Below are 15,548 nucleotides of genomic sequence, written 5' to 3'. Positions count from 1 at the left end.
TAGATCTCAGGAGGTTTGCGATGGATTACGAGCTTTCCGAAGAATTGAAGATGTTGAAGGAGATGGCGTACAAGTTTGCGGTGGCGGAGTTTACGCCGATTTCGAAGGAGTGCGACGAGCACGAGAAATACACGCCGGAGATCCGGAAGAAGGCGGCGGAGAACGGGCTGGTGGGATCGTGGATTCCGGAGCAGTACGGCGGGGCGAATGCGGGGATGCTGGGGAACGCGATCATCACGGAAGAGCTGTCCAAGGTGGACATGGGAATCGGGCTGAACGTGGTGGCTGCATGCTTCGGCTGCGAGTCGATCTTCCAGTATGGAAACGAGGAGCTGAAGCAGAAGTACCTGCCGCCGGTCTGCGCGGGCGACTGGGTGAGCGCGGGCGGTTACACGGAGCCGAACGCGGGGACGGATGCATCGGGCTACAAAACGCGAGCGGTGAAGGACGGAACGGACTACGTGATCAACGGGAACAAGATGTTCATCACGAACGGGACGGTGGCGGACTTCATGGTGACGGCATGCATCACGAACCCGGACGAGAAGAAGCACAACAGTTTCAGCCTGATCGTGGTTCCGATGACGACGCCGGGGATCACGCGGAACAAGATTAAGGGGAAGCTGGGGATCCGGGCGAGCGACACGGCGGAGATCGCACTGGAGGACGTTCGTGTTCCGCAGGCGAACCTGATCGGGAAGGAAGGGAAGGGGTTCATCCAGCTGATGCACTTCTTCGATACGACGCGGGTGATGGTTTCGGCGCAGGGTCTGGGTTTATCGGAGGCGTGCCTGGAGACGTCGGTGAAATATGTCAAGGAGCGTACGGCGTTCGGGACACCGATCGGGAACTACCAGCTGACGCAGAAGAAGCTGACGGAGATGGTGATTCAGATTGAGGCGCTGCGCGGATTGGTGTACAAATCGGCGTGGCTGATCGACCAGGGAACTCCGGACTACACGCTGGCGGCGATGGCGAAGTTCTACAGCGGTCAGACGGCGGTGTTCTGTGCGAATGCAGGCGTCGAGCTTCACGGAGGATATGGGTACATCGACGAGTACTCGGTGCAGAAGTGGTACCGGGACGCGAAGATCCTGGAGCTGTACGAGGGGACGAAGGAAGCGGAGATCATGACCATCGGTCGGTATCTCCAGACGAGATAGGAACGGTTGCCAAAGCGGTTGTTCCATTTGGCGAATAGCCCCCTCCCCGCCGGGGAGGGGGAATGATTCATGCACGAGGAGTCAGGCTGTGAAGACGAAGATTACGGAGCTTTTTGGAATTCAGTATCCTATCCTGCTGTCCGGCATGAGCTGGATCAGTACGCCGAAGATGGTGGCGGCCGTTTCCAACGCCGGAGGGCTTGGCATCCTGGCCACCGGAGCGCTGGGGGTGGAAGAGACTCGGAAGGCCATCCGGGAGATCCGGACACTGACGGACAAACCCTTCGGGGCGAACGCATCCCTGCTGTTTCCGGGGGCGATGGAAAACGCCAAGATTCTTCTGGAGGAGAAAGTCCCGGTCATCAATTTTGCCCTTGGAAAGGGAGACTGGATCGTCAAGCGCGCCCATGAATACGGCGGCAAGGTGATCGCCACGGTGGTCAACGCACGCCACGCCCTGCGGGCGCAGGACTATGGATCCGACGGTGTGATCGCAACGGGGAACGAAGCGGCCGCCCACGGGGAGGAAGTCACGTCACTGGTCCTGGTGCCGAGCCTGGCGGATGTTCTGAAGATTCCCGTCATCGCAGCCGGAGGGTTTGCCGACGGAAGAGGATTGGCCGCCGCCCTGGCACTGGGAGCCGAGGGGATCGCCATGGGCACGCGATTGATGAATACGAAGGAAAGCCCGCTCCATGCGAATTTCAAAAAGCTGTCCATCGAGAAGGACGTCTACGACACGGTCTTCTCCAAGCGGATCGACGGCATCTATTGCCGTGTTCTGGACACAGATGCGGCGCGCCAGCAGGCGAAGAAGGGTCTGGACTGGGTATCGGCGTTTTTCAGCTCCCAGGACATCGCCCGGCAGATCAAGGTTCCCTTTTTCAAGCTGTTCCTCGGCGTCCTGGCTTCCGGATACGGCAATGCGAAGCAGCTGGCCTACATGGCCAACGCCTTCCGGTTCTTCAAGGCGGCGACGGAAGACGGCGATGTGGAGAAGGGCATTCTTCCCATCGGCCAGAACACGGGGTTGATTCACGACGAGCCGACCGTGGCGGAACTCTTCGAACGCATGGTCGCGGAAGCGAAGGCTGTGCAGGAAAAGATGGCTCGGCAAGTGGCCTGAGATCGACAAAGAAAAGCCCCCTCCCGTCAGGGAGGGGGCTTGGTTGTGAAAGCATGTTCAGCCGGCGGCTTCTTTCAGAAGACGGATCTTCTCTCCGTAATCCGGCCCCCCGAAAACAGCGGCCCCTGCCACAAAGACCCCGGCTCCGGCTGCGGAGACCTGCCCGATGTTCTCCGGCGTGATTCCGCCGTCCACCTCCAGAATAACCCCGGGAGCAACACGGTCGATCATCTCCCGCGCCTTTTTAATCTTGGAAAGGGCGTTTTTGATGAACTTCTGCCCGCCGAATCCGGGGTTGACCGTCATGACCAGGAGCAGGTCCACGTCCGGGAGAATCTCTTCCAGCAGGGCCAGGGATGTTGCCGGGTTGATGGAAATTCCGGGTCTGATTCCCTTTTCCCGGATCTGGGACACAGTCCGGTGCAGGTGGCGCGAAGCCTCGATATGGATCGTCAGGAAATCGCTGCCCGCTGCGGCAAACGCATCGACATAGCGTTCCGGCTCCTCGATCATCAGATGGACGTCGAAGGGAAGCTTTGTGCATTTCCTCAGGTGTCCGACCACGGCCGGCCCGATGGTAATGTTCGGAACAAAGCGGCCGTCCATTACGTCGATGTGGATCCAGTCCGCTCCGGCCCGCTCCACGGCGGCAATTTCTTCTCCGAGGCGGCTGAAATCAGCGGAGAGGATGGAAGGGGCAATGAGTTTCACGAAGTGTCCTCCCGGTTTTGTCTGTGCGTTCCATACACAATTGATGAAGCCCTGTCAATTCAAGGTCTTTCTAATGCACGATGCGGATGGCTGTTTGGCTCGGGTCGTACAGGAATGGGGGCGGATTTCAAATGTGTCCCCATTCCCGAAACGTTGGCCCGGCCCCCGCGGCTGATCGGATCGTCTGAACGGCAGGGCTGATTGGCCTTGACAGTCATGGGGAAAAGAACCAAGATCCTCGCCGCATCCCCGGTCTTTGAGGGGCTGAATCCTTTTCGTGACGGGGCATTCATGTTTTTTCTCTACAATCTGCTGATGTTCGTTGTCGGCCTATTTGCAATTCCATACTACGCCGTCAAGATGTGGACGACCGGGAAGTACCGGAAAAGCCTGACGCGGAAGTTCGGCTATGTCGAACCCCGATTCTTTGGAGAACTGCAGGGAAGCCCCCGAATCTGGATCCATGCTGTGTCCGTCGGGGAAGTTACCGCCGCCGCCCCTATTGTGGCGTCTCTAAGGGAACATTATCCCGGTGCCTGCCTGGTTTTTTCCACCGGCACGGAAACGGGCCAGGACATGGCCCGGCGCATGGTCAAAGACGCCTCGGCGTTTCTTTACTATCCCCTCGATATTCCGTGGGTCGTCCGGAAGATGCTCGACGGGGTCCGCCCGGATGTTTACATCATGGTGGAAACGGAACTGTGGCCGAATTTCCTGCGGATCTGCAGGGAGAGGGGGATCCGGACCTTGATGGTGAACGGGCGCCTGTCGCCGAGATCATTCCGGGGATATCGACTGTCCCGCTTTTTCTGGAAGCCCCTTCTGGACGCGGTTGCCGATGTGGGCGTGATTTCCGCTACGGATGCCCGCCGGCTTGTGGAACTGGGACTCCCGAAGGAGCGGGTACACGTCCTGGGAAATGCGAAGTATGATGGACTCGCCGCCAACGCCTCGCCGGTGCTTCACCGCGAGACCGTGCGAAAGTTAAACTTAAACGGGTCGGAGAAGGTGCTGGTTGCGGGGAGCACCCACGAGGGAGAGGAGACGGTCGTCCTGGAAACCTATCGTCGTCTGCTCATGGATCACCCCGATTTCACGCTGATTCTCGTGCCCAGGCATATCGAGCGCGCTCAGGCGGTGCTTTCGATGGTACGCGCGGCGGGCTTCGAAGACGTGATCACCTTTTCGGAAATTCAGGCCGGCCGTTCAAGGCAGGCCGAGCGGATTGTGCTGGTAGACGTCATCGGGGAGCTGTTCAAGCTCTACAGTGTGGCCACTATTGTATTCTGCGGCGGAAGCCTTGTTCCGAAGGGAGGCCAGAATATTCTCGAGCCCGCCGCGTGGGGCAAGGTTGTCTTTTATGGTCCCTCCATGGACGATTTCCTGGAAGAAAGGAAGCTCCTCGAGGAAACGGGGGCGGGGGTGACCGTGAGGAGCGGCGACGAGTTGTTAAAGGGAATCTCCGGACTTCTCGCTCATCCGGAGGACATGGCCCGGCGGGGCGGCCGCGGCCGGGATGCCGTTATCGCCAACATGGGCGCGGCAGAGCGCTATGCGGCCATGATCCGGATCCAGCTGGAAAAGAAATGAAATGCGTGTTTCCCGGTGCGATCCCTTTGCGGACCGGCTCAGGGCCGCGCCATGATTCCTATCCTTCCGTTTTCCGCAGATACTCGTCCCATTTGGCATCCACCATGGACTGAAACTGGCTGAGCTGTTCGGCGTCCATCTTCCGGAATCTTCCCTGTTTTTCCAGGTAATTGATCACCGGAAGACGGTTTCCCCGTTCCGCCTGGGTCTTGCTGCGGCCGGTGAAACGGAACTTCCCGTTTTCGATTTCAAACAGTGGGAACAACCCCGTTTCCACGGCCAGCCGACCCATTTTCACAGTGTCTTTGGGCGGATACACCCAGCCGGGAGGGCAGGGAACATGGATATGGATGTACCGCGTCCCCCGGATTTTCTTGGCTTTGACGAACTTGTCATAAAGATCGAGGGGATAGGAAGGAGAGGCCGTGGCGATATAGGCAATGTTGTGGGCCTCCATGATCTTCAGAAAGTCCTTTTTCGGCTGCTGTTTCGTGAGGATCGGCGTCGTCGTCGTCAGGGCGCCCATGGGCGTGGCACTGGAGCGCTGGGTACCCGTGTTCATGTACCCTTCATTGTCATAGCAGACGTAGATAAAATCCGTTCCCCGCTCGGCCGCTCCGCTCAGGGCCTGGATTCCCATGTCGAAGGTCGCTCCGTCTCCGGCGATGGCCACGACGGTGGTATCCGCCTTATTGAGCGCCCGGAGACCTGCAACCAGACCGGATGCCGATGCCGCCGTGCTCGCGAAAGAGTTGTTCAGGGCGGGCACCATGACCGGCGTGCTCGGATAGAGACCCTGGAGGACGCACAGACAGCATGCCGGAAGCGTGACGATCGTGTTCTCACGGAGCGCCTTCAAGGCATATCGATAGAAGAGAGACAACCCGCAGCCCTGACAGGCCCGGCTCCCCGGGAGGATGTATTCCTTGCTGTTGATTTTGAAGAGATTTTCCGGCATCGTCTCACTCCGTAACGCAGTTGAGCCAGGTTGTGTTCTTTTCCCGCCGACCCGCTGACAGGTCATCCCACGACTCTCCGGCTGCGGCCTCCAGTTCGCGGGCCTTTACGTCCCGCCCCCCCAGGCCGGCGATGTAGTTGTAAACGGCCGGCTCGATTCCCGTTCCGAACAGGGCGCCCTTGATTTCCGTGCACAGCGCGCCCTCGTTCCCGTAACTGATGCTTTTTTCGAAGACGACAGCGGCCTTTGCTCCTTGCAGGGCTTTTCTGACGGCCGCCTTCGGGAACGGTCGGAATGCCCGGATTCCCGTAACGCCGGCCCGGATGCCCCGGGCGCGGAGTGCGTCGGCGGCCAGAGTGGCCTCGCTGGCGAGGGAACCCATGGCGACGAGATGGAGTTCAGCGTCCTCCGTCCGATAGCCCCAGACCAGGCCGCCATGATCGCGCCCGAAACGCTTTGCGAAGGTGTCACTCGCCTCGGTGATGGCGCCCAGTGCTTTTTCCAGGGCGGCTTCAAGCTTGTAGCGCATCTCCATGTAACCGTCCCGCAGGACTCCTTCGCTGTCGGCCCGGCGGTTCGGGAAAAGCACGGGATTGAGACAGCGGGGGTCGTCGGGGGTGAGGATCGTGTGGGGCTTGTATGGCGGCAGGTACTCCCGCACGCCTTCCTGCTCCGGGATATCCACGGGCATCATGGTGTGTGAAAGGACAAAGCCGTCGTAGCAAACCATGACCGGGACATAGACCGATTCCGCGATCCGGTAGGCCTGCAGGATCGTGTCGTGGATTTCCTGGTTGTTCCGGCAGTAGAGCTGGATCCATCCCGTATCGCGCTGGGCAAGGGAATCCTGCTGGTCGTTGAAGATGGTCCAGGGTGCGCCGACACCCCGGTTGACGCAGCACATGACGATCGGGAGGCGGGCCCCCGCCGCCCAGTGGAGCTGCTCGTGCATATAGAGAAGTCCGTTGGCGCTGGTGGCGGTGAAGACCCGGGCGCCGACGGTGGAGGCGGAAATGCAGACGGTCAGGGCGGTGTGCTCTCCTTCGACCCGGACGTATTCGGCTTTCAACTCCCCGCTTTCGATGTACTGCGACATCATCTCCGCCAGCTGCGACTGGGGGGTGATCGGGTAGGCCGCCACCACCTGGACGTCGCAAAGCATGACGGCTGCCGCCGCTGCCGAATTGCCAGTCATGATCTGCACCTTACTCATCGGACTGGTCCTCCCTTACCATCTGGATGGCCTTGGCCGGACACTCCTCGGCACAGATGCCGCATCCCTTGCAGTAATCCAGATCGATCTCGACCGGGATGGTGGCCTTGACAACGCCCTCGGGGCAGTACAGCCAGCAGAGGAAGCAGGCGGATTTCCTCTTCACGGCGGGGATGCATCTTGTCGGATCGATGACCGGCCGGACGGTACGCCAGTCCCCGGTTCTTCCCGCTTCCCCGACAGCGGGCCTGCACATGGCCGAAATGTTTTCGTCTCGTTTTTCCATAACCGCCTCTAATTTCTGTGGGGAGCCTCCCGGCCGACTCCCGGAACGCAACTTTCCAACGACTCGAAATCTGTCGCGTCAGCCGGTGACGATGGTCGTCTCCTGGTAGGCATCCGTAACCGTGGCGAAATTCCGCCGAACTGCCTCCCGGGATAATTTTTCCTCCAGTGCTTTTTCCAGATTTTCCAAGGATACCAAGCCGGTGGCCTTGGCAAAAGCGCCCAGCATGGGAGTGTTAACCACCGGCGCTCCCTCCCGGATCAGGTGATTCTTCAGGGCGATCGATGCACCGTCCACGAAGGCTGTCCGGATTCCCTCCGGACAGGAGAACTGGTTTGGGGGCTTCGCCGTATTGATGATAACCATACCGCCCGGTTTCGATCGTCCCCAGATGTCCGCCACCTGAAACAGCGTATCATCCAGAACGACGGTGATGTCTGCCTTCTCAAGCTGGGAAAAGGTGCGGATTGGTTCTTCGGCAATCCGGGTCGATGCGGTAACGGGAGCTCCCCGGCGCTCGGGACCGAAGGTGGGAGCCGATGTGACACCCTTGAATCCTCCCAGGTAGGCGGCCTCCGCCAGCATCTGTGCCGCGATGACGACGCCCTGTCCTCCCCTGCCGTGCCAGATGATCTCGTACATGCATTTCTCCCGTTGGTTGTTGTCCGCCATAAACAAAAAGGCCATGGGTGGTCACCCATGGCCTTTAGGATCGTCTCGTTGCGTTTCGGTCAGCGCTTCCTAAAAACGATGGGCGTCGGAAGGGACCCCAGAAGGAGCAGGGGAAGGCACAATAGGAGCAGCAGATCCCTCATCAAACCCCTTGCTTTGTCCAGTCCGAGTGCCATCGTCATTGGAAAACTCCAAAAAAAGTTCGTGAACTTTAAAACAAGGGATCGGGGTTGTCAACTACGAAATGATGTTCCTGTAGAGAATGTAAAGGGTCTTTTTCAGGCAACCCCGCTTTGTGCTTCCGGCAGGGCGTCATTTGGGGGGCTAATTTTGTGTGGAAGAGAGCTTGTCCCCTCTGCCATTGTCATGCATCCGGCAACATGGTATTGATCGGCTAATGGCGATTCGCTTGTGGGAAACAACAGCGGCAACCGCAGGGATCTGGGGATAAAGGAATCGGGAAAGCCTGTCTGCAGGTTGCGGAATCGTCTTCGCGGCTCCCGGACCGGGAGGAAAAGGTGGACCAGCGGCAGGCGAAAGACATTGTCCAACGAATCCTGGAGGGCGATACCAATGCCTATGCTCTTTTGGTCGATGCTTACAAGAATCCCATTCTCCAGTTGGCGTACCGAATGACGGGCAGCCTTCAGGATGCCGACGATCTGTCCCAGGAAGCGTTTATCCGGGCCTTCCGGAACCTTCATCGATATGACAGAGAGCGACCGTTTTTCACTTGGCTGTATACGGTTGCCCTGAACGGGATCCGGAACCACTTGAAAAAGAAAAAACGGGAGGAAGCGGGATCCATCGAGTCGGCCTGCCAGGGAGATCCGGCCGACAACGCCCCGGGGATGGAAGACCGCCTGGATGAAGCGAGAGAAGCGGAACGGCTGCAACGGATGCTGTGGCGCCTCCCGGCGGACCAGCGGGAGGCCCTGATTCTCCGGTTTTACCAGGGACTTTCCCTGGAGGAGACATCGGAGATCCTGGGCATTTCCCTCAGTGCCGCCAAGATGAGGATTTATCGCGGGCTGGAGCGGCTCAAGCAGCTGCTGTCCCGCGGGAACCCATAGAGCAGATCGATCGGGCATGACGCCATTCCCTGCCGTAGTTTCCATGAACCTGATCCCGCTGTTTCTGTCAGCCGGGCTCGGGAAATCTGCCGCAGAATGAAAAAACGAGGAGCTAAAGGATGCCTTTGCCTCTGGAAGGAACCCGGGTGCTGGATCTATCTCAGGTGCTCCCGGGAGGTCTGTGCACCCAGATCCTGGCGGATCTGGGCGCCGACGTGATCAAGATCGAGAATCCGAAAGGCGGAGACGGATTTCGCAAAGCGCCGCCCCTGATGGGGGACACCGGAAGTTTTTTTCTCGTGATCAACCGTAACAAGCGAAGCATGACGTTAAACATGCACGAGGAAGAAGGGAGGACGATCCTGAGGCGCATGATCCCGGGCGCCGACGTTCTGGTGGAGAACTTCCGGCCCGGAACCATGGGCCGCTGGGAACTGGGTTATGAAACGGTACGGGAGATCAATCATAACCTCGTGTATTGTTCCCTGAGCGGCTTCGGACAGGACGGCCCTTACAGTCTGAAACCCGCACATGACATCAATATTCTGGCCATTTCGGGTATCCTCGATCTCTTGGGAGAGAGTGGACGCCGACCGATTGTACCGGCGGTTCAGATTGCCGGCGCGGGCGGAGCGATTCTGGCCGCCCTGGGAATCCTGGCGGCACTCCTCCGACGCCGGCTTTGCGGAGCGGGCCAGTACCTCGATGTGTCGCTGCTGGACGGCCTTTCCCCATACCTGGGCCTTATCATGTCCGAGTTCGCCGCCCGGGGATCCGCGCCGGGGAGAGGGGAGGCCAGAGTGGGAGGCGGATATGCCTGTTACAATGTCTACGAAACAAAAGACGGCCGCTGCATCGCTCTGGGCTGCCTGGAGGAGAAGTTCTGGGAATCCTTCTGCCGGGCGATCCGCCGCAACGATCTTGCCGGCGATCTGCTGGCTCCGCTCGACCGGCAGGTTGAGATCATCTCGGAGCTCCGGGCCGTCTTCCTGCAGCGGACCCGGGGGGAATGGGTGGAACTCCTGGACCGCTTCGACGTCTGTTTCTCCACGGTGAATTCGCTGGACGAGGTTCTGGACGATCCCCAAGTGCGCCATCGGGGACTTTGGTTCCGGGCGCTACAGCAGGGAAACGGAGAGATCCTGCAGCAGGCTTTTCCCGTCCAGTTTTCCGGAGAGCAGCCGGGCTGGAGAACACCGCCGCCCGCGTTGGGGGAGCATACGGATGAACTGTTGGAGGCAATGAGGATTGACGCCCGCTCGAGAATCGATCTGAGGAAACGCGGCATAATTTGATGGTGAATCCGAGAGTCGATGGGACTGACATGGCGTCATTCGGTGTTTGGCTTTGACAAGGATAGGCATTTTTTGATACGGTCCGTCAGTATCACCATCATGAATTCATCCTGGAGGAAGAAGCGATGGTGTTAAAAGGGGCAAACTCCGACTTCTGAACTGAAGTTGGAGTTTTTTTTTGGGGGGCCGGCCTGTAAGGAGGCTGTGGTCCTCGCGTTCTGTTCTTTCAATAAGGAGGTGTGCTATGATTCGTAAGTTGGCAGGTTTCTTCACTTATTTCATGAGGCATTTCCTTCCGGATGCCTACCTGTTCGCCATTCTCCTGACCTTTCTCACTGCTGTGCTGGCCCTGCTCTTTGCAGGCGCGGATTTCATGAAGGTTATCACAACCTGGGGGAAAGGCGTGTACGGAATCCTCGCCTTCACCATGCAGATGATCCTGGTCCTGGTGACGGGTTACTGCCTGGCTCTGACGCCTCCGCTGAAGAAAGTCCTGGACTGGGTGGCCTCCCTGGCGACGACACCCGTGAGAGGTGCCATGATCACCGCCTTCGTGGGAAGCTTCGGTGGACTGATCAACTGGGGATTCGGTCTCATCATGGGGGGGTTCCTGGCCCTGGAAATCGCCCGTCGGCAGAGGAAATCCGACTTTCCGCTCCTGATCGCCGGCGCCTACAGCGGACTGTGCATCTGGCACATGGGCTTTTCCGGTTCCATCCCCCTGCTTCTGGCCACGGCGAAGCATCCCCAAAACCTCGTTGAGAAGGCGACGGGACTGGTAACCCCCATATCAGACACGATTTTGGCCTCCTGGAACCTGGTCCCGGCGCTCCTCCTCCTGTTCACGATTCCCATCCTTTTCTATTTCATGCATCCCAGGGAGGAAGAGACCCAGACGATTTCTGAGGAAAGGGTGAAGGAACTCCTGGGAGAGACCGTCCATGTCGAGAAACCCGTAAGTCCGACTCTGGCGGAGCGGGTCGATCACAGCTACATCATCAATTTCGTTTTCGCGGCGATGGGGTTGATTTATCTCTATAGCCATTTCTCCACGAAGGGTCTGGACCTGAACCTGGACATCGTCATTTTCACGTTCTTCATTCTTGGCGTGATCCTCCACGGGAAGCCCATCAATTACGTCCAGGCCATGAACCAGGCCATCCGCTCCTGCGGCGGCATCGCCCTGCAATTCCCGCTCTATGGGGGGATCATGGGCATCATGATCGGCACCGGTCTGGCCAAGATCATCGCCGGGTGGTTCGTCGCTTTCTCTACGAAGGAAACCTTCTACATGTTCCAGTTCTGGGGGGCCGGCATCATTAACGTGTTCGTGCCTTCAGGCGGCGGCCAGTGGGCCGTGCAGGGGCCCATCACGGTCGAGGCGGCGAAGATGATGAACATCGACATGGTGAAGTCGGCCATGATGGTGGCCTGGGGAGACCAGTGGACCAATGCGATCCAGCCGTTCTGGGCGCTGCCGCTCCTCGGACTGGCCGGCCTGTCCGCCAAGGACATCATGGGTTACACGACCATGGTCCTCCTCTGGATCGGTCTTGTCCTGTCCCTCTTTGCCCTCATGATCGGGTTCGGGGTCATGTGACGCAACCATCCTTTCCCTGAAGGATCGGGGCCGTACGGTACTGCCGTACGGCCCTTTTTGTTGGGAAAGTTCAGCTATCGGACCGACTCCGATCCGGAGTATCCGTCCTGCCCGATGTATTTTTGCGAAGATCATGGATTGCACTGCCGTCGGTTAGGAGCAAAATCAGTCCCGGATTGGAAAATATGTGCAGGGAGGTGATGAAGATGAAGCGAACAATGGACAGAACGGCATGCGAGGAGCCGCGCCTCGCCGGCGCCCGGGAACTGGTGCCTGTCAGGGACGGGAATCGAGAACGGGGCCTTACCATTGCCGACGTGCTTGGCCGATTCATGCTGGGTTAGTCGGGAATACCGCGAAGAATGAGATTGGATCGGCGGGAGGTGCATCCGGATCCGATTCGGCGAACCCTCCTTACAGGAACCCGCCTAAGGACAGGGCCCGCCGGTCCACCGCCAGCCCCATGGTAGCGTGGACCAGTTCGTTCTGCCGGAGGAAGAAGGGGTGATAGACCAGTCGAGACTCCCCGGGACGGATCCGCATGTCCGGCAGACCGGCCAGAAACATCCGTTTGTTGGCCGCGATGCTGGCCATTGTGATCGGTATGGTCTCGAAGGCCTCGGAGAGTGGCAGTGTAACCGGGTGTGCCGGGACCTTCGGCAGGATTGCCATTGCTGCACCTTCCGGCTGGAAGACCGTCATCTGCCGGGCCCAGCGGACGAAAAGAGCCGGATTCACCTTGAAGGCGGGGGACCAGAAGTGGACCGGTGCAGCCTCCAGGGCGGGGGTTGCCACCCTGGGGAGATTGCCGAGGCGGATCAGGTCGGCAACGGAGTCCATTGGAACACCTTCAATGCGGGCCGTCAAGCGCCAGAAGGGGAGGTAGATAAACGGTTCGGCGGGGCTTTCCAGGTAACAGAACGGGACCGGACAAAATTCCTCGCCGTTACAGCTCCAGGCAGAATCGCAGTTCCGGCATGTCATGACAAGGGCATCCCGTTCTCCATCCATGTCCCAGCCGCAATGAGGGCAGAGGGTCGGAACGAAGCGGACTTGCCAGGGCGTGGCGTCGGGGAGAGAGAGCAGGATATCCCGGTATTCCTTCTTCCAGTCGGGGATGAGTTTCCTGAGGATGGCATCATAAAGGAAGTCACCCTCCAGATAGACCGGGGTATAAATGATGCTGACCGTTTCACCGATGTAGGACTGGTCGGTCAGGCGAGTCGGGTGGCCGTCGGTGTCGAATCGTGGCGCCGCCTCGCGGGGGAGGCGGCCCGGAGCCAGGAACCTGCCTTCCGTCTTGGCGCTGACAAAACGGAGTTTCATCACCTGTGGCCGGAGTCCCAGCGATGTCGACGGCCCGGCCGTGTCGAGGGCGAGGATGTTTGTGTCTACGAAACGATGCTGAAATTCAAGGTCCGCCATCCGGTAGGCGAGTCCCTTGAGCCGCCAATAGGGAAGAAAGAGGATCTCCGGCCCCGGAGGTGGAGGGGGAAGGTAATACCGGAAATGGCCCGCTGACGCCAGGTAGAGCTTTGTCCGGCAGTAACCGCACAGAAAAAGGCGGTCCGCCTCGTCAAGGGTGACGGGGGCCCCGCACTGAGGACACTGCTGCTCGATCTGCCAATTCCCGGAAGAGTTGTATGTGGTTGAATTCATTCGCTCAGAGTTACGGATAGGGTATCACCGATGAAGGCGAAACGCAACCCATCTGCAACGCCTGGCAGAGGTATCCGATGGCAGGGAGATGAGAATTGGAAGGATGAATAAAAAGGTGTCATTTTGAAGGACCGCTCGGCACAGTATGAAAAAAGTCAGAGCGTTGGCGAGCAGGCTGTTTGACCCGGCATTAGAGCTCGATCTGAATGCCGATTTCAATCACCCGCCCTGGCGGAATGCCGAAAAATAGTGTTGCCGTCTGAGCGTTTCTGGACATGAACGCGAAAAGATGTTTGCGCCATTCCATCATTTTCCCCCTGCCCGTTGTCAACAATGTTTCCCTCCCGAGGACGAACGTTGATATGGCCGGATCGACCCGGAGGCCGGATCGGGACGCCAGCCTGAAGATTTCCGAGACACTGGGCTTTTCCATGAACCCGTAAGCAGCCTGGATTCGATAGAATCCCTGCCCCAGATCCTCCACACTCAGCCGCTCACTAATCAGCACCTTTGGATTGTCGATGGTCTTTACCGTCAACAGGATTACCCGATCATGCAGCATGCGGTTATGTTTGACGTGATGCAGCAGCGCCGACGGGGTGCCGACGGGCGAGATCGTCATGAAAACTGCCGTTCCCGGCACGCGCACCATCGTGCTTCTGGAGAGTTCTTCCAGAAACTGATCCAGTGGAAAGCGGCTGCTCAGCATCATGCGGGACAGTTCGTTGCGGCCTTCCTTCCATGTGGCCATGACTGCGAGGATTGACCCTCCCATGATGATGGGAAACCACCCGCCATAGGGTATCTTCGGGATATTTGCGATGAAGTACGACAAGTCAAACATGAGGAACAGACCGACCAGCGGGAGCGCTTTCCAGAGAGGCCAATCCCATGCCCTCAGGAGAACGAAGAGATACATGACGGAGGTAAGGCCCATCGTTGATGTGACTGCAACGCCGTAAGCTCCGGCAAGGCCGCTCGAATCCTTGAAAAAGAGCACTGCTCCAATGCAGGCAAACATCAGGCTATAATTGATGCCGGGCATGTAAATCTGCCCTCTTGTTTCCTGGGACGTGTGGATGATCCGCATGCGAGGGCAGAAACCGAGCTGGATCGCCTGTTGGGTCAGTGAAAAGACGCCGGAAATCATGGCCTGCGAGGCGATGATGGTCGCAACCGTGGAGAGCCCGACCATGGGATACAGGAGCCATCTCGGCACAAGACCGTAAAACGGGTTGAAGGCCATCTCCGGATGGGTCAGAAGAAGAGAGCCCTGGCCGAAATAGTTCAAGAGCAGGGCAGGGAAGGCCACACCCAGCCATGAAAGCCGGATGGCCCTTCTTCCGAAATGACCGAGATCCGCATAGAGCGCCTCTCCTCCCGTAATGCAAAGCACCACCGAGCCCAGCACGATGAATCCGTGCAGTTTGTTGAGGACGAAGAATTCATAGGCATAAAGCGGGTTCGCCGCCCGCAGGACTTCCGGGTTGATAAGGATCTCCTTAATACCCAACGCAGCGATGGAAGAAAACCAGATCAGCATGATCGGACCGAAAATACGCCCGATATTTGCCGTTCCGCGATACTGGAAAAGAAAGAGCAGGAGAAGAATCAAGCATGTAAACGGGAGGATGAGAGGCTGTGCCTCCCTTGTGGCAACACCCAAACCCTCGACAGCCGATAGCACGGAAATGGCGGGTGTGATGATCCCGTCACCGTACAGAAGCGCCGCCCCCAACAATGACGCGAGTACGACCGTGGAGTTCAATCGAGGCGACAAAGGGCGCTTGCCCGAAAGAGTGAGCGCAAGAAGAACGAAAATGCCTCCCTCTCCTTTATGATCGGCCCGGAGAAGAAAGGTTACATACTTGACACTGATCACAACGGTCAGGGACCAGAAGACAAGGGACAGGACTCCAAGAATGTTGGCTTCGCTCAGTGCAATGGCGTGCGTGCCGTGGAAACACTCCTTGACGGCATACAGCGGGCTTGTGCCGATGTCGCCGAATACAACCCCCAGAGCCCCTAGAACCAGGGGCAGGTTTTCCCCCGGCGGATGCTGAACGGCAGGATGGTCCGAATCGTTCCGGGGGGATGATGGCTTCTCTTTCGTCTCTCTGGGGGAATCAGTCATGAGAAAACCTCCAGGCTGTGGACTGTGGAGGATAAACCCGTCCTGCCCATGGAAGGTTCTCCCCCTTC

14 protein-coding genes are annotated in these 15,548 nt (G+C 58.6%); 7 read left to right on the top strand and 7 right to left on the bottom strand.

The window, feature by feature from the left end; all coding sequences use genetic code 11:
* The first annotated feature begins 20 nt into the window (after positions 1 to 20).
* Both HPY65_16325 and HPY65_16320 read left to right on the top strand, forming a co-directional pair.
* Positions 21 to 1,163, top strand: coding sequence for an acyl-CoA dehydrogenase (locus HPY65_16325; GenBank protein NPU86044.1), 1,143 nt, complete (start codon positions 21 to 23; stop codon positions 1,161 to 1,163).
* An 88-nt stretch (positions 1,164 to 1,251) separates the two neighbouring features.
* Positions 1,252 to 2,289: a nitronate monooxygenase gene (locus tag HPY65_16320; protein ID NPU86043.1), complete on the top strand. Its 1,038-nt coding sequence runs from the start codon at positions 1,252 to 1,254 to the stop codon at positions 2,287 to 2,289.
* A 57-nt stretch (positions 2,290 to 2,346) separates the two neighbouring features.
* Here HPY65_16320 and HPY65_16315 read toward each other — a convergent pair whose 3' ends face one another.
* Positions 2,347 to 3,000 (bottom strand): ribulose-phosphate 3-epimerase, encoded by a 654-nt coding sequence (locus HPY65_16315; protein ID NPU86042.1) that lies wholly within the window; start codon positions 2,998 to 3,000, stop codon positions 2,347 to 2,349.
* A 291-nt stretch (positions 3,001 to 3,291) separates the two neighbouring features.
* Between HPY65_16315 and HPY65_16310 the strand changes: the two genes are divergently transcribed.
* Positions 3,292 to 4,590 (top strand): 3-deoxy-D-manno-octulosonic acid transferase, encoded by a 1,299-nt coding sequence (locus tag HPY65_16310; GenBank protein ID NPU86041.1) that lies wholly within the window; start codon positions 3,292 to 3,294, stop codon positions 4,588 to 4,590.
* Positions 4,591 to 4,648: 58 nt separating this feature from the next.
* Here the strand turns inward: HPY65_16310 and HPY65_16305 are convergent, their stop codons facing one another.
* From HPY65_16305 to HPY65_16290, 4 genes are all read right to left on the bottom strand, one after another.
* Positions 4,649 to 5,548 (bottom strand): pyruvate synthase subunit beta, encoded by a 900-nt coding sequence (locus HPY65_16305; GenBank protein ID NPU86040.1) that lies wholly within the window; start codon positions 5,546 to 5,548, stop codon positions 4,649 to 4,651.
* Positions 5,549 to 5,552: 4 nt separating this feature from the next.
* Positions 5,553 to 6,761 (bottom strand): pyruvate ferredoxin oxidoreductase, encoded by a 1,209-nt coding sequence (locus tag HPY65_16300; protein NPU86039.1) that lies wholly within the window; start codon positions 6,759 to 6,761, stop codon positions 5,553 to 5,555.
* Positions 6,754 to 7,047, bottom strand: a complete 294-nt coding sequence (locus tag HPY65_16295) for a 4Fe-4S binding protein (GenBank protein ID NPU86038.1) — start codon at positions 7,045 to 7,047, stop codon at positions 6,754 to 6,756. The genes HPY65_16300 and HPY65_16295 overlap by 8 nt, the downstream gene beginning before the upstream one ends.
* Positions 7,048 to 7,125: 78 nt before the next feature.
* Positions 7,126 to 7,689, bottom strand: a complete 564-nt coding sequence (locus tag HPY65_16290; protein NPU86037.1) for a pyruvate oxidoreductase subunit gamma — start codon at positions 7,687 to 7,689, stop codon at positions 7,126 to 7,128.
* A gap of 548 nt (positions 7,690 to 8,237) precedes the next feature.
* Between HPY65_16290 and HPY65_16285 the strand changes: the two genes are divergently transcribed.
* The 4 genes from HPY65_16285 to HPY65_16270 all read left to right on the top strand — a co-directional run bounded on the left by HPY65_16285 (position 8,238) and on the right by HPY65_16270 (position 12,031).
* Positions 8,238 to 8,792, top strand: a complete 555-nt coding sequence (locus HPY65_16285) for an RNA polymerase sigma factor (GenBank protein ID NPU86036.1) — start codon at positions 8,238 to 8,240, stop codon at positions 8,790 to 8,792.
* Positions 8,793 to 8,911: 119 nt separating this feature from the next.
* Complete coding sequence (locus HPY65_16280) at positions 8,912 to 10,087, top strand: CoA transferase (protein ID NPU86035.1); 1,176 nt, start codon at positions 8,912 to 8,914, stop codon at positions 10,085 to 10,087.
* A gap of 244 nt (positions 10,088 to 10,331) precedes the next feature.
* Complete coding sequence (locus tag HPY65_16275; GenBank protein ID NPU86034.1) at positions 10,332 to 11,687, top strand: short-chain fatty acid transporter; 1,356 nt, start codon at positions 10,332 to 10,334, stop codon at positions 11,685 to 11,687.
* Between the two features lie 206 nt (positions 11,688 to 11,893).
* The gene (locus HPY65_16270) at positions 11,894 to 12,031 is read left to right on the top strand and encodes a hypothetical protein (protein NPU86033.1); all 138 of its coding nucleotides are present in this window, start codon (positions 11,894 to 11,896) and stop codon (positions 12,029 to 12,031) included.
* 70 nt (positions 12,032 to 12,101) lie between these two features.
* On the opposite strand, the gene HPY65_16265 is transcribed toward HPY65_16270, so the two are convergent.
* On the bottom strand, positions 12,102 to 13,346 hold the full coding sequence (locus tag HPY65_16265; GenBank protein ID NPU86032.1) for a hypothetical protein: 1,245 nt from the start codon (positions 13,344 to 13,346) through the stop codon (positions 12,102 to 12,104).
* 190 nt (positions 13,347 to 13,536) lie between these two features.
* Positions 13,537 to 15,480, bottom strand: coding sequence for a potassium transporter Kup (locus HPY65_16260; protein ID NPU86031.1), 1,944 nt, complete (start codon positions 15,478 to 15,480; stop codon positions 13,537 to 13,539).
* Positions 15,481 to 15,548: the final 68 nt, after the last annotated feature.

It is taken from the genome of Syntrophaceae bacterium (assembly GCA_013177825.1).
In the GTDB taxonomy this organism is placed as follows: Bacteria; Desulfobacterota; Syntrophia; order Syntrophales; family PHBD01; genus PHBD01.
Note: the sequence above shows the minus strand (reverse complement) of the source record. Positions and strands in the feature narration are given on the sequence as shown.

Coding starts and splice junctions, on each gene's coding strand:
- HPY65_16295 (NPU86038.1), bottom strand. CDS start 7,047: ATGGAAAAACGAGACGAAAACATTTCGGCCATGTGCAGGCCCGCTGTC.
- HPY65_16310 (NPU86041.1), top strand. CDS start 3,292: ATGTTTTTTCTCTACAATCTGCTGATGTTCGTTGTCGGCCTATTTGCA.
- HPY65_16325 (NPU86044.1), top strand. CDS start 21: ATGGATTACGAGCTTTCCGAAGAATTGAAGATGTTGAAGGAGATGGCG.
- HPY65_16275 (NPU86034.1), top strand. CDS start 10,332: ATGATTCGTAAGTTGGCAGGTTTCTTCACTTATTTCATGAGGCATTTC.
- HPY65_16260 (NPU86031.1), bottom strand. CDS start 15,480: ATGACTGATTCCCCCAGAGAGACGAAAGAGAAGCCATCATCCCCCCGG.
- HPY65_16305 (NPU86040.1), bottom strand. CDS start 5,548: ATGCCGGAAAATCTCTTCAAAATCAACAGCAAGGAATACATCCTCCCG.
- HPY65_16290 (NPU86037.1), bottom strand. CDS start 7,689: ATGTACGAGATCATCTGGCACGGCAGGGGAGGACAGGGCGTCGTCATC.
- HPY65_16280 (NPU86035.1), top strand. CDS start 8,912: ATGCCTTTGCCTCTGGAAGGAACCCGGGTGCTGGATCTATCTCAGGTG.
- HPY65_16265 (NPU86032.1), bottom strand. CDS start 13,346: ATGAATTCAACCACATACAACTCTTCCGGGAATTGGCAGATCGAGCAG.
- HPY65_16300 (NPU86039.1), bottom strand. CDS start 6,761: ATGAGTAAGGTGCAGATCATGACTGGCAATTCGGCAGCGGCGGCAGCC.
- HPY65_16270 (NPU86033.1), top strand. CDS start 11,894: ATGAAGCGAACAATGGACAGAACGGCATGCGAGGAGCCGCGCCTCGCC.